General features: G+C 68.6%; 11 protein-coding genes. 4 read left to right on the top strand and 7 right to left on the bottom strand.

The window, feature by feature from the left end:
- Position 1 precedes the first annotated feature (1 nt).
- Both NET02_RS00350 and NET02_RS00345 read left to right on the top strand, forming a co-directional pair.
- A complete protein-coding gene (locus tag NET02_RS00350) occupies positions 2 to 1,879 on the top strand; it encodes a vWA domain-containing protein (protein ID WP_284055373.1) in 1,878 nt (625 codons plus the stop codon).
- 66 nt (positions 1,880 to 1,945) lie between these two features.
- The gene (locus NET02_RS00345) at positions 1,946 to 4,630 is read left to right on the top strand and encodes a VWA domain-containing protein (RefSeq protein WP_284055372.1); all 2,685 of its coding nucleotides are present in this window, start codon (positions 1,946 to 1,948) and stop codon (positions 4,628 to 4,630) included.
- A 70-nt stretch (positions 4,631 to 4,700) separates the two neighbouring features.
- On the opposite strand, the gene NET02_RS00340 is transcribed toward NET02_RS00345, so the two are convergent.
- From NET02_RS00340 to NET02_RS00325, 4 genes are all read right to left on the bottom strand, one after another.
- Positions 4,701 to 5,132, bottom strand: coding sequence for a hypothetical protein (locus NET02_RS00340; protein ID WP_284055371.1), 432 nt, complete (start codon positions 5,130 to 5,132; stop codon positions 4,701 to 4,703).
- Between the two features lie 193 nt (positions 5,133 to 5,325).
- Positions 5,326 to 6,057, bottom strand: coding sequence for a RadC family protein (radC, locus tag NET02_RS00335; protein WP_284055370.1), 732 nt, complete (start codon positions 6,055 to 6,057; stop codon positions 5,326 to 5,328).
- Positions 6,058 to 6,683: 626 nt separating this feature from the next.
- On the bottom strand, positions 6,684 to 6,953 hold the full coding sequence (locus NET02_RS00330) for a hypothetical protein (protein ID WP_284055369.1): 270 nt from the start codon (positions 6,951 to 6,953) through the stop codon (positions 6,684 to 6,686).
- Positions 6,954 to 7,172, bottom strand: coding sequence for an AbrB/MazE/SpoVT family DNA-binding domain-containing protein (locus NET02_RS00325; RefSeq protein ID WP_430981066.1), 219 nt, complete (start codon positions 7,170 to 7,172; stop codon positions 6,954 to 6,956). It lies immediately after the preceding gene.
- 468 nt (positions 7,173 to 7,640) lie between these two features.
- Between NET02_RS00325 and NET02_RS00320 the strand changes: the two genes are divergently transcribed.
- Together NET02_RS00320 and NET02_RS00315 are read left to right on the top strand one after the other, a co-directional pair.
- Positions 7,641 to 7,865: a hypothetical protein gene (locus NET02_RS00320; RefSeq protein WP_284055367.1), complete on the top strand. Its 225-nt coding sequence runs from the start codon at positions 7,641 to 7,643 to the stop codon at positions 7,863 to 7,865.
- Between the two features lie 119 nt (positions 7,866 to 7,984).
- Positions 7,985 to 8,371 (top strand): hypothetical protein, encoded by a 387-nt coding sequence (locus NET02_RS00315; RefSeq protein WP_284055366.1) that lies wholly within the window; start codon positions 7,985 to 7,987, stop codon positions 8,369 to 8,371.
- Positions 8,372 to 8,449: 78 nt separating this feature from the next.
- On the opposite strand, the gene NET02_RS00310 is transcribed toward NET02_RS00315, so the two are convergent.
- From NET02_RS00310 to ileS, 3 genes are all read right to left on the bottom strand, one after another.
- Positions 8,450 to 9,403, bottom strand: coding sequence for a helix-turn-helix transcriptional regulator (locus NET02_RS00310; RefSeq protein WP_284055365.1), 954 nt, complete (start codon positions 9,401 to 9,403; stop codon positions 8,450 to 8,452).
- Between the two features lie 108 nt (positions 9,404 to 9,511).
- On the bottom strand, positions 9,512 to 10,303 hold the full coding sequence (locus tag NET02_RS00305) for a class I SAM-dependent methyltransferase (protein ID WP_284055364.1): 792 nt from the start codon (positions 10,301 to 10,303) through the stop codon (positions 9,512 to 9,514).
- Between the two features lie 205 nt (positions 10,304 to 10,508).
- Positions 10,509 to 13,697 (bottom strand): isoleucine--tRNA ligase, encoded by a 3,189-nt coding sequence (ileS, locus tag NET02_RS00300; protein WP_284055363.1) that lies wholly within the window; start codon positions 13,695 to 13,697, stop codon positions 10,509 to 10,511.
- Between the last annotated feature and the right edge of the window lie 273 nt (positions 13,698 to 13,970).

Raw genomic sequence — 13,970 nt, 5'->3', positions numbered from 1 at the left:
CGTGCTCTTTCTCGCCCCACTCGCGCTCGCGCTCGCCGTTGCGTTACCAGCCACCATCGTCCTGCTGCACTTGCTGCGCGGCAGCCGCTGGCGTGTCCGCGTGCCGGCCACCTTCCTGTGGGCCGATCTGGCTCCCAGCGTGGCGGGACACTCGCGCCCGCGCCTGCCGCGGTTGACATTGCTCCTCCTGCTGCAGCTCCTGGCGGCCGCGCTCGGCGGAGTGACGCTGGCTCGCCCAGCGACCCTGTTACCCGAGCCGGGGCAGCACGTCGTCCTGATCCTCGATGCCTCCGCCAGCATGCAGGCCACGGACGCCTCGCCGAGCCGGTTCGAGCTCGCCCGGCGGCGCGCGCTCGACCGGCTGGCTTCGCTCGGGCCGTCCGACGAGGTGAGCGTCATCCGGGCCGGGCCAACCGCGACACTCCTGGCCGCCGGCCCGCCGGACAAGGTACGCGAGGCACTGCGCCAGGCCCAGCCTGGAGACGGAGCAGGTGCTCTGCACGAAGCGATCGCGCTGGCCTCCCAGCAGATCGCTCACACGCCCGGCCTCCGGGGACAGATCGTCGTGTTCACCGATGGCGCCTTCCCCCCGCTCGATCCGGTGGGGGCGCTCGCCGCCCCAGTCGAGTTCCTCTCCGTCGCTGGGGACCCGAGCACCGGCAACCAGGCGATCGTCTCAGCGCAGGTGCGCGCGCAGCCCTCCTCACCCGACCGGCGCGCGGCCTTCATCGTGGTGGCGAACCTGGATGACCGGCCCGCGTCCATTCCCGTCCGCGTCGCCGACGCGGCCAGTGGCCAGGAGGTTGCGCGACAGACCGTCGAGCTCCCGCCCAACAGTGCCGGCAGCCTAGCAGTCGAGCTACCTGGAGACCTCTCGCGCCTGGCGATCGAGCTCGATCGCCCGCAGCCGGACGCTCTCCCGCTGGACGATCGGGTCGAAATAGACACGCCGCTCCTGGGTACGCGCTCGCTCCGCGTCCAGCTCGTCTCCCCCGCCCCCTCCGCGCTGCGCCAGGCGCTCGAGGCTGTACCGACCGTTGAGCTGTCGGTTGTCGGCCCCGATGCCTACCAGCCCTCCGGCCCCAGCCCCGACATCACGGTTTTCGACAGTTTCCTTCCGCCCGAGTTGCCCCGAGGCCCGCTCCTGATCGTCAACCCGCCCGCAGGGAACCGCTTCCTGCCCGTCCTGGGCACGTTCACTACCACCGGCCTGACGACCATCGACGCCGGCCACCCGCTGCTTCGCGGCGTGGACATCTTAGCCCTGACGGGCGCAGTGGGGAAGAATCTCGCGCGAGTCCCCTGGGCTCGACCGGTCGTGGCAGCCGGCGAGGGACCGTTGATCCTCGAAGGCTACGACCACGGCTATCCGCTAGTGATCTTCACCTTCGATCCAGCGCAGTCCGGCCTGGACAAATCGCTCGCCTTCCCGCTTCTGGTCAGCAACGCCGTTGCATACCTGATCGCCGATCGCTCCGGGCGGACGGTGATCCCTGGCGATCCGGTCGCGTTGCCCGCTCCGAGCGCTGGACGGGCTCTGCTCGTGCGCCCGGACGGCCAGCGCCAGGTCGTCGAACTGGCTGACCCAGCGGCTGGCGAGCTCTGGATCTCCGACACCGAGCGGTCTGGCCGCTACCTGGTGCTCGACGCGGAAAACGAGCAGGCGGTGCTCTCCTCCTTCTCCGTGAACCTGTTCGACCAGGGCGAGTCGGACATCCGCCCGCGTCGCGACCTGGCACCGCTGCCGGCGACCGCCCAGATCGGCCCGGCGGCCGCGCAGCCAGCCGAACTCCCAGTACAGGAGTGGTGGAGATTCCTGGCCGCGGCGTTGGTCGTGGTGGTCGGGGTCGAGTGGCTGGTGTTCACGCGCCGTGGCTAGCGAGCGAGGGACGAGCAAGTCTATGAGCGCGCGGCGCGAGGCAGCACACCAGAGAAAGTGGATCGGATGAGCGTGGACAGGTTGACTGGGATCCACTTCGAGCATCCGCTTCTCCTGCTGGCCCTGCCCCCAGCGGTCTTGGCGATCCTGGTACTCGCCCGCGCGCGCGTGCGCGCCATGCCGGCTGGCCAGCGGGCGGCCACGCTCGCGCTGCGGAGCCTGATCGTGACTCTGCTCATCCTCGCGCTGGCCGAGCCTACTTTCGGGATACTCCGGCCGTTCAGAAACGTCGTGTTCGCCATCGATGTGTCCGAAAGCGTGAGCCAGCAGCAGAGAGACTGGACCCGGGCCTGGGTTCGCCAGGCGATCCAGGAACTCGGCCCGAATAGCCGGGTAGCGGTCATCGAGTTCGGTCAATGGGCACAGCTCGCCGGGTCTGGGAGTGCGCTGCCCTCCGGAGGAGAGACGAATCTCGAACAAGCGATCACGCTGGCGCGCAGCGCGTTGTCCTCGCCCGAATCGAGCGCTGGCGAGATCGTGCTCCTCACCGACGGCTGGCAGACTGCCGGTGACGCGCCGCGTGCCATGCGGCGGGCAGCAGCGGGCGGCGTCACGGTTTCCTACGTGCCGATCAGCCTGGCGGGGCAGCAGCCTCCCGAGGTGACCGTGGCCTCGCTGGACGTCCCGCCGTTCGCTCGGGCCGGCGACCTCGTCGACGTGGCGGCTGTCCTCCACAGCACCGGGCAGATCGCCGCCACGCTCCGCGTCTCGCTCGATGACCAGGTCGTCTCTGAACAGCAAGTGACGCTGCGACCTGGCATCAACCGCGTTCCGGTCGCGCTGCGTTTGCCAGCGACTGGGTTCCACGACATCCTGGCCGCTGTGGTGCCGGCGCAAGATACCCGAGCTGACAACAACAGCCTGGTGACGTCGACCGTGGTGAAAGAGCCTGGGCGTGTCCTGGTGCTCGAGCACGAGCCGGGCCAAGCGAGCCGGCTGGTCGAGATCCTGCGCGCCGATGGCCTGGATGTCCAGGTTCAGCCGTCGAGCCAGATCCCTCCCACGACTGAACCGCTGACCGGCTATGACGCGGCAGTGCTGGTCGACACGCCAGCCACTAGCTTGACGCTAGATCAGCAGAAGACTCTCCAGCTCTTCGTCCGCGAGCTGGGGCGTGGGCTGGTCGTCATCGGCGGGCAGCGCAGCTTCGGGCCGGGTGGCTACGAGGGATCCACACTCGACGAGATGCTGCCGGTTTCCAGCCGGCCACCCGAGCGGCCCGAGCGCAGCAGCGTGGCCCTCTTCCTCGTGCTCGACAAGTCCGGCAGCATGGCGTCGGCGTGGTCGAACGAGGCCTCCAAGCTGGCGATGGCGCGCGAGGCCGCCATCCAGGCGGTCGGGCTCCTGCAGCCAGGCGACGTGATCGGAATCGTCGCCTTCGATTCGGAATACCAGTGGCTCGTCCCGACCACGCGCATCGAGAACGCGGATACCATCAGGTCCATTCAAGATCGGATCAGCGGTCTCGAGAGCGGCGGCGGCACCTCGATTCTGCCGCCCCTCCAGGCTGCCTACGAGGCAGCGTCGAGAGTCGATGCCCGGTTGAAGCACATCGTGCTCCTGACCGATGGCCAGTCGAGCGATCGCGGGTACGAGGCCCTCCTTCGGCGCATGGAGCAGTACCAGATCACCCTCTCCACGGTGGCGATCGGCTCGGATGCCGACACCGAACTGTTGGCCCGGCTCGCCGAGCTCGGTGGAGGTCGGTACCACTTCACTGAGCGCAGCACGCAGGTTCCGAGGATCGCCACGCAGGAGACCTCGATTCTGATCCGCAGCGCGGTGGTGGAGAGCGAGGTGACGGCCCAACCGGCGGCCTCCAGCCCTCTGCTCCGCAGCTTGCCCGGCGAGCTGCCCACGCTCAACGGGTATATCGCCACCACGCCCCGGCAGCGAGCGGTGACCGCGCTGGAGACCTCCCAGGGTGATCCGTTGCTGGCCCACTGGCAGTACGGGCTCGGGCGAGTGGTGGCCTGGACGTCAGACGCGTCGCCGGCGGGCTGGTCGAGCCGCTGGCTGGACAGCGGCTGGCCCAACGCCGGGCTGTTCTGGTCGCAGGTGGTGCGCTGGTCGATGCCGGCACCGGTCAGGCCAGACTTCCTCGTCTCAGCCCAACCTGAACCCGGCGGACACCGCGTGCTCCTGCGCGTCGAGAGCCTGCGGGAAGACGGTACGTTCGCCAACGGGCTGGACACCCGCGCGACGATCGCGCTGCCGGACGGCAGCGCCCGCGAAGTGGCATTGCCCCAGCGCGCGCCGGGAGTCTACGAGCAGACCCTCGCTGTCGAACACCCTGGTACCTACCGAGTGCTCTTCAGCCAGCGAGCGGGAGATCAGGTAATCAAGGAGGAACTGGCGACCTTCAGCGTCCCAGTGCCTGGATTCGAGGGCCGCACCGCGGGCGTGAACCTTGTCCTGCTCCGCCAGCTCGCCGAGGGCACAGGAGGGCGAGAGCTCCGCCTGCCTGCTGATCTCGTGGCGAGCCCGCCGGTCGCTAGGCTGGAGGAGCGGCTGGCCCTTTGGCCGTGGCTACTGGGCGCCGCGGCGCTGCTCTTCCCGCTCGACGTCGCGGCTCGCCGGCTGAGCTGGCCTGCCAGGCGCGTGACGACCGGGTCGCGCTCCGCGACGCTCGCCGGCACGGCCGTGCCCGCGCCCGAGCGCGAGCGGGTCGGTATTCATGGAGACGAGTAGCGACGACTCTGTTGCCAGCCCAGTCCGTCTATCCCCTCGGCTGCCCCCGTTAGAAAGGGAAAGACCATGCTCAGGCCAGCCCTACGAGCTGCTGGCGGAAGAGCGAGCGCGTCGCCTGGCTCAGGTAGGGAAACTCCACCTGACCGGCGGTGAAGGTCTTGAACGCGTAGTACAGCGCCAGAATCAATGGCAGGAAGTAGCCGACCCAGAGGATGCAGCCCAGCGGCGGCACCGCTGCGGTGATCGCCGTCGTCACGCACGTGTACAGGATAACGAACGCGAACCCCGCGCCGCCGAAGACGAGCGCCTGGAAGGCATGGACGCGGTTGAAGGCGCTGTTCTTCATGTCGGTCAGCAGCACGATGAGCGGAACGATAATCCAGAAGATGTAGCCTAAGGCTGAGATCAGCTTGTCGTTCTCTGTCGCCGGCTGAATGCCAGCGAAGGTCTGGGGCGACCCGCTCGAGCCCGGCTGCGCACCCATCGTCTCCCGCTCGTCCATGACCAGCCCCCTTCCGCATAGACACGGCAACCGTTAGACCAAGCCGCTGCCCATCGAAGCTTCCGCCCGCGCCGCTCGCTCTCCTCCTCCCCCGCGCGAGGTCGCCGCGCAGCGACTGCGACGCCTACCTCAACCCATCGATCCGCTCACCAGGCTGTCCACACCAGCCACTGGTCTCCCACCCCCACTCCGCTCAACGGGCCCCGTTCCCTCCGAAACCGAGCCCCAGCCGCCGCAGCGAACGAAAGTCCCCGTGCCCGATGACGAGGTGGTCGACGACCTCGATGCCCAGCAGCTCGCCGGCTTGCACCACGCTCGCAGTGAGGACGATATCGGCCTGCGAAGGGGTCGGATCGCCAGAGGGGTGGTTGTGGAGCAGGATGAGCGCCGGCGCGTTGTGCCGGATCGCGTCCTTGAACACCTCGGCCACGCGCACCTGCGCGCCGCTGACGTTCCCCTGCGAGACGGTCACAGTGCGCAGCACGCGGTTCTTGGTATCGAGCAACAGCACGCGCAGGTGCTCCTGCTCCAACGCCGCCATCTCCGCGCCGGCCACGGCGTAGGCGTCTTCGGGGGTTCGGATCGTCGGCCGCTCCTCGGGCTGGGCCAGCGCGAGCCGTCGCCCCAGCTCGAGCGCGGCCTTCAGCTTGGCTGCCTTGGCCTCTCCCAGCCCGTGCGCCCCGCGCAGCGTCTCGAAGTCGACCCGGGCCAGCCCCACGAGCCCGCCGTGCTCCACCAGCAGCCGCTGCGCCAGGTCGATGACCGACTCGCCGCGCGTCCCGGTGTTGAGGATGATCGCGAGCAGCTCAGCGTTCGTGAGCACGCCCGCGCCGAGCTGGCGCAGGCGCTCGCGCGGGCGCTCGTCGCGCGGCAGCTCTTTGACCGAGAGGTGATAGCGATTCCGACCCTCGACGACGCGTTGCACGTGTCCTCCGGATTCTAAAAGATGCCGCAGTATGGTTCACAGTCCACGCTCGTGTCAAGGCCCGTTCGTACTCAGCCTCAGCCGGTCGCGACTGCCTCTCGGCCCGTCCTCGACGCACTCGCCTCGCGCTCGGCTCGCCCTGACCGTATTGCGGTATCGGCGCACAGCGACGACCCAGCCAGACGGTACGCTCCAGCGAGAGCAGAAGGGAGAAGTGCGAGGTCGCTCGCCCTGTCCCGATGCGCGTCTGGGCGCAGGGTCTGCCCGCCCGCTGGCGCGGCGGGACGTGCGAGGAGGGCGATGGGAAACCGCCTGGCAGCAGACGCTCTGCCTGCGGCGCCCCGCGAGCGCGACGAGGGCAAGACGAGAGCGGCTCGTGCGGTGGCGCGGCCCTGCCTCACGGGCGCTCCCGACCAGCCAGAGGCCGCGGATAGACCTGGGGCCGTCGCCATGGAAACAGCCGATCACAACCGGTTCACAGCTCCACCACCTCGACGCCGATGCGCGGGAAACGCCGGTCGAGCGTATACACACGCTCCCGCTTCCGGCGCCCCTCGCCGTCGCCCACACTAGCGCGTCGCTGAACGAGACGTGCCCGGAGGGACGGCAGAGCAGCAGTGCCTGGGTCACCGGGCCCTTATCGATCCGGCGTACCTGGATGTCCCATCGCTGCACCAGCGCCACAGGGGGTCGACGACGACCTCCCTGGGAACTCCGTACGGGCGTGTCAGTACGTAGGCCGTCTCCGCGAGCGTGACCGGCGCGAGCGCCAGTCCCGGCTCCTGCTCGACGACGCGGCGCGCGCCCTCGATCTTCTCTGGCACGTCCTCCGTAAAGTAGCGCTCGATGACGTTCGTCTCAAGGAACATTAAGCGAGTGGCAGCGAGCGGGGTCACTCACGAGCGAGGCTCCAAGGATTCACCGAGGAAGTGCTCCTGGACGTGCTCGTGCCAGGCGCGCTCGATCGCCTCGCGGAAGGACTGCTGGTCTGGTAGCGCGACGCTCGAGTACGCTCTCAGCGCGCCGGCCAGGGAGCGATCGTGCTCCGGGGGGACGAAGTAGATCTCGACGTGGTCGCCGACGAGAAACTGCACCGCGAGCCAGCCCGGTCGCACCCCCAACCGGTCGCGGATCTCCTTCTCGATGACGACCTAACCCTTGGATCGTACGCTTCGCGCCATACTCTAATCCCCACGCGCCAATTATGCCGCCTATAAGTCGGCCATACGTCTTCGTCGTCTCCCCAGCCTGAGAGTCGATTATGTACGGCCTCTCGCGTTCGGCTCAGACCCGCTGGCGCTACCGCACGCAGGAGCGAAACCTCGTGCCTTACCTGCCCAAAGCGATCTCTCCCTGGCTCTTCTGCATGACGGCCGGATTGTGAGCGCCTGGCGCGCGGCCCGTTCTTGGCCCTCATGCTGGGGAGCCGGCTCACCGGTGCATTAGCTGGCTTTCAGTTGCCTCCGCGGAATGCGCCTGGGGCCTTCGTACGAGGTCAGGTAGCGCCCCAGTTGGCACAAATCTTGACAGAGCGGACGACCTAATGAATACTCTCTCGGTCTCCGCAGCGACATGGAGTGGAGATGTTTCCGAGCTATCTAGATTTCCACAGAGATATTATTGGCTACGACTATGCCGGGCGGCGGATCACGCTGACGGTCTGGCTGTGGCACACAAAGATACGCCAAGCGAATCCCGAGCTCATCGGTCGTCACTTGGCTGTACTCAATGCCTTCGCGGCCCGGTTCTGCGTGATGCGTGATAAGACATGCTCTTACCGCTTGTGTTGTTATCAGGAAGCACGCTGACTCGGGTTACCGTTTGACGGTTGCCTGAAAGTTGTCGTAGAAGTCCGCACGAACCCGGCGCTGGCCGTGACAGCATATCTCGTAGGCCGGGTGCACCAGCGAGAGATGCAGGTATGGCCATGACCGCCAAGCGTTATAGCCACGAACGCCGCTGGCACCTACCGCCGGTCGAATCGCTTGAACGGCGGCCGGTATCGTTCGTCTATAACGACCTCGCCGACGAGCTGGTGGTGGCATTCACCGATCCGCCGCGGCCCGCGGTCACCGTGTTCGTCAACGACTGGGTAGCCATCCGGGTGGATCCAGAGACCGAGGAGGTTGTCGGGCTCCACATCGCGGACTTCCTCCGAGAGGCCGTTCGCGAGGTTCCGGTCGTGCTGGAACTTGCGCGCGACCTCGGCGTCAAGGAGGACGACCGGCTGGTCGTCGCTGGGTCGAGATCAACGGCAGACCCCCGGCATCGGGCGATCGTGCGCGACGTGCTCGCGCTCGTCTCGACGGCGTAAAGTAGACTCGTGAGTAATCACTGCGGAGCCGCCCGTTGGACCATCACGGAGAAGACGCGGAGGCCGGGCCTGCTGGCCTCACTCGTCCGCCAGGGTGGCGATCTCGGCGGCGAGGCGGCGCAACTCGTCGCGCAGCTCGGGGGGACGGCGCACGGTGAACCGCCAGCCGAGCGCGACGAGGGAGCGCGCCGCCGCACCGAGGTCGCTGGCTTGAGCACGCAAGACCACTCCGCCGTCCCCCTCCGCCAATACGGCGACGGTCGATGGCACGCGCTGGCGCGCTTCGGCTAAGGTCGTCTCGAGCACGACCTCGACCTCCCGACCCCAGGGTACGCTGGCCAGCGACCGCTGCACGTGCGCCACTGGGTCGAACCCGTCCGGCCGCTCGAACGACTCGGCGCGTAGCTCCGCCGCCAGCACGCGGTCGACCCGGAACACCCGCACCCCACCGCGGCGGTGGTCGTGGCCGGCGAGGTACCAGCGGCCACGATGGAAGACGAGCCCGTAGGGATCGACGAGGCGCTCGCTCTCTTGGCCGCTCCAGGAACGGTAGCGCAGCCAGACTCGCTGCTCGCGTCGCGTCGCTTCGCCGAGCATGGCCAGCGTCGCGCTGTCGGCCGAGGCCGGCTCGACGGCCGGAAGCGTGAACCCGATCGTATCCTGGATCGCGCGCACGCGCTCGCGCACCGTCTCGGGCAGCACGCGCTCTAGCTTGGCCAGCGCCCCCTCCACCGCTGGCGCGGCTGCGGCCAGGCCGAGCCGCCGGGCCGAGACCAGCCCGAGCGTTACCGCAAGCGCCTCCTCTTCGGTGAACAGGAGTGGCGGGAGCTTGTAACCGGGCCGCAAGCGGTACCCGCCGTGTCGGCCGCGCTCGGCTTCTACCGGGATGCCGAGATCCTGGAGCATGGTCACGTAGCGCCGGATCGTGCGCGGGTCGACCTCGAGGCGCCGAGCCAGTTCGGCACCGCTCAGCCGGGCGTGCGCCTGCAGCAGCTCCAGCACGGTGAGCAGACGGGTCGTCGGGTAATACATCGGACAGCCCTTACGCGAGTTCCCTCTCGCCGGCAGATTGTGCCCACCGCGGAGTCGCGGCTCAACGGCTCGAGCGCGCGCAGACCGCCGAGCTCGGCAATCCGCGCCTCAGGGCCGGCGGAGGCGGTGGACAGTGACGCGCACGCGCTCATCGAGAGGATCGGGCCAGGGGCCGTCCCAGGTCTCGGCAGAGCCGCGCCAGCCGGCATCCCGGGCGAGCGCGAGGAACCGCGCGGCTGAGTGCCGTCCCGGCTCGGCCAGCCAGAGCAGCCCGCCAGGGGCGACCACCTCCCCGACCAGCCGGAACAGCGGCTCCACGTCGCGCTCCTCGTAGAGCACGTCGGCGGCCAGGACGACCGGGAAGCCAGCAGGGCCAGCAGCCGCCAGAAGCCGGGGAGACGGGCGGCGCCAGTTGAGCCGGAGCGTTGACGGCTCGCGGCCCGCGTTGGCTAGGCAGTTGAGCCGGGTCAGGAGCAGTGCCTCCGGCGCGTAGTCGGTCGCCAGCACCTCGGCGCCGGCCCGCAGCGCCGCGGCGGCGGTCAGCCCCAGCCCGCAGCCCAGCTCGAGCACGGTGGCGCCGCGCACGACCTCCGGCTCCAGAGCAAGCGCGTCGGCCAGCGCGATCCCGCTGGGCCACAGCTCGGCCCAGTAGGGGAGCTGCTCCTCGGGGTCGCGTTCGGCTTCATCGAGCAGCCGGTCGATATCCACCGGTCGCACGACGCTGAAGCTGCGACCGCTCCTGGGGAGCGTTACCGTTACCTCAGCCAGCGGCTCGAGCCGCTCGAGTCGACGGCGCAAGCGGGTCAACTGAGCCGAGATGGCCTCCGTCTGCCCGTCAGCCCGCGCGCGACCGGGCTCCGGCGCGTCACTAGCGGCTGGATTGCACGGCGAGCTGCTCAAGTCGCCTCCCTCGCGAGGTGCTTCGGTGCCCGGAGATGCCAGGAGCCGCTCGCCGTGCGGACTCCAGTCCAAAGCCAGCGCGCGGGCCGACCAGATGCCGCAGAGGGGCGAATAGTTATTCGCCCCTCGACTGGTTATTCGCCCCGTGCAGTCCATACGGGTCGACGCCGCTCGACAGGCACGTGGCGCAGCGAGGGATGCCGGCTTACTGGCCGTCCGCCGTGACCTTGGCCAGCCGGCCGACCCGCCGCAGCCCCACGACGAACCGCTCCTTGCCGACGCGCACCTCCTCGACGTGGCCGTCCTGCTCCGCCGGCCGGCCCGGCCGGAGCTCGACCGCCAGCGTCTCGTTCTTGATGTAGTCGGCGAAGCGCTCCACCGCCTCGGCCAGCTCTCCCTGCGCGTCGTAGACCACCGCGATCGTATCGTCGATCTCGAAGCCGGCGCTCTTCCGCGCCTCCTGCACGCCCCGCACGAAGTCACGGGCGAGGCCCTCGAGCCGCAGCTCGGGGGTGATCGACAGGTCGACGGCCACGATCAGGTCACGGTCTTCGAAGGCCGCAAAGCCCTCGCGGTCGATCGCCTCCACCAGCAGGTCATCGGGCCCGAGCTCGACTTCTTCCCCGTCGACCACCACCGTGACCGGCCGGTTGGCGCGCACCGCCCGGGCGACCTGCGCTGGGTCGGCCTCGGCGAGCGCCCGCTGGAGCGCCGGCAGCTTGGGCCCGAGCCGCGGCCCCAGCACCGGCAGGTTCGGCCGCACGCGGTACGTCAGGTACTCTTCCGGACGCTCGATCACGTCGAATGCCTTGACGTTCAGCTCGTCGAGGAGCTGGTCGTGCAGGCGGCGAACCGCCTCGAGCGCCTCAGGCACGCGGGAGCCGACCAGCACGCGCGGCAGCGGCTGGCGCACCTTGACGTTGGCCTTGTTGCGCGCCGCCCGGCCCAGCTCAACCGCCCGCAGCAGCCAGGCCATGTCCTGGGCCAGCGCCGCGTCCACCTTGCCCTCGTCCGGCTCCGGGTAGTCCGTCAGATGCACCGACTCCGGCGCCGAGGGGTCGACCGAGCGTACCAGGTTCTGGTACATCGCCTCGGCGGTGTAGGGGATGAAGGGAGCCAGCAGTTTGGCCAGTGTCACCAGCACCTCGTACAGGGTCAGGTAGGCCGCCGCCTTGTCACGGTCGCTCTCGGTCTTCCAGAAGCGGCGACGGTTGCGGCGGATGTACCAGTTGGACAGCTCCTCGACCACGAAGTCCTGGATCGCCCGGCAGGCCGCGGCCGAGTCGTAGTCGGCGATCCGCTCGCGGGCGACCGCTACGACCTCCTGCAGGCGCGAGAGGATCCAGCGGTCGAGCAGCGTGCGCTCGGCCAACGGCACGTCGTGCTGGGCCGGGTGGAATCCGTCGAGCGCCGCATAGTTGGCGAAGAACGCGTAGGAGTTCCAGAGCGGCAGCAGGAACTGCCGCCGCGTCTCGTCGCACAACCGGTAGCCGAAGTTCAGGTTCTGCGCCGGGTTGTGCCTCAGGTAGAGCCAGCGCATGACGTCGACGCCGACCTGCTCGGCCGCTTCGTCGAACCAGATGGCGTTCCCCTTGCTCTTGTGCATCTCCTCGCCGTGCTCGTCTCGCAGGCTGGCGAAGCCGAGCACGGTCTTGAACGGCGCCTGGTCGACCAGCACCGTGCTCTGGGCCAGCAGCGAGTAGAACCAGTTGCGGAACTGGCCCGGGAACGACTCGGTGATGAAGTCGGCCGGGAACCACTGCTGCCAGTAGGCGCGGTCGTGCCGGTAGTTGAGCGTCGAGAAGGGAACGATGCCGGCGTCGAGCCAGGGGTTGCCGACGTCCGGGATGCGCGAGGCGACGCCGCCGCACTGCTCGCAGCGGATCTTCACCTTGTCGATCCAGGGCCGGTGCGGCGAGTGCCCACGGAACTCTTCCCAGCCCTCGATGGCCCGCTCCTCGAGCTCGGTCTCGCTCCCGATGACGTCGAACCAGCCGCAGTCCGGGCACTGCCAGATCGGGAGCGCCAGGCCCCAGTAGCGCTTCTTGGAGATCATCCAGTCGTCCATGTTGCGCAGCCAGTCGAGCTCGCGCTCCAGCCCGAACTCCGGGATCCAGCGGACGGTCTTGGCCGCCTCCATCACGCGCTCGCGCCAGGGATCGACGTCGATGTACCACTCGTCGACGAGCCGGAAGACCAGCTCGGTACCGCAGCGCCAGCAAGTGGGGTAGCGGTGCGTGTACTGCTCGGAGCGGTAGAGCAGGCCCCTCCCCTCGAGGTTGCGCGCGATCGGCTCCGCCACCTCGCCGACCCGCATCCCGGTCAGCCAGTCGAAGCCCGAGAGGTAGACGCCGTTCTCGTCTAGCGGCGCCACCACCGCCAGGTCGAACTCCTTGCCGAGCTGGTAGTCCTCCCGCCCTGCTCCCGGCGCGATGTGGACGATGCCGGTTCCCTCCTCGGCGTCCACCTCGTCCCAGGGGATCACCCGGTGCGCTACGCCCTGCATCGCCGGCAGCTCGTCGAACGGCCCACGATACGCCAGGCCGACGAGCGCGCTGCCAGGCAGTTCCTCCAGCACCTCGTACTGCCCGCGCAGCGCCGTCCGAGCCGCGTCCTTCGCCAGGTAGTAGACCTGGTCGCCCTGGCGTGCCTTGACGTACGTCAGCTCCGGATGCACGGCCGCCGCAACGTTCGCCGCCAGCGTCCACGGGGTCGTCGTCCAGACGAGCAGCGACTCGTTCTCGCGCCCCTCGAGCGGGAAACGGACGTACAAGCTCAGGTGCGCGACCTCCTGATACCCCTCGCTGACTTCCATCTCCGAGAGGCCGGTGGCGCAGCGCGGGCACCAGGGCATCACGTCGTAGCCGTGGTAGATCCAGCCATGTTGATGGCACACCTTCAGGAAGTGCCAGATCATGTAGTTGTTCTCGTCGGAGAGGGTGTAGTACGAGTTGTCCCAGTCCATGAAGTAGCCGAGCCGCTTCGACTGCTCGGTCTGGATGGCGGCGTACTTGAACACCCGCTCCTTGCACTTCTCGACGAAGCGATCGATGCCGTAGGCCTCGATATCTTGCTTCGACGTGAAGCCCAGCTCCTTCTCGACCTCGACTTCGACCCACAGCCCCTGGCAGTCGAAGCCGTTCTGGTAACGCTGGCGATAACCGAGCATGGTGTAGAAGCGCTGGTAGAAGTCCTTGTAGGTGCGCCCCCAGGCGTGGTGCACGCCCATCGGGTTGTTAGCCGTGATCGGGCCGTCGAGGAACGACCAGCGCTTCTCGCTCTTCTCGTTCTTCTTCAGGTATTTCTGGACGATTCCGGCCTCGTACCACCAGCGCAAGAGCTCGCGCTCCATCGCAGGGAAGTCGACACCTCTGGTTGGCACTGGCTTGAACACCGGCCGACCTCCTTCTCCTCCACCAACCGTCTCGCGCACGATGCCCCGATAACGCAAAACCCCGTCCTCGACCGAGGACGGGGTTTCCCCGCGGTACCACCTCGCTTGGCCCGGGTTCAGCCGGGCCCACTCTACGGACAGGCGTGCATCGACACGCGTGTCCTCGCCGCGGTAACGGGCGGCCCCCGTCTACGCCTACTTCGCGGGCCGGGCCCGGGTTCGGGTAGCAGCTCGGGAAGGATCTTCCGCCGTGGACGCGCACCCGGCTCACAC

It is taken from the genome of Thermalbibacter longus (assembly GCF_023806485.1).
Taxonomy (GTDB): Bacteria; Chloroflexota; Chloroflexia; order Thermomicrobiales; family Thermomicrobiaceae; genus Thermalbibacter; species Thermalbibacter longus.
Note: the sequence above shows the minus strand (reverse complement) of the source record. Positions and strands in the feature narration are given on the sequence as shown.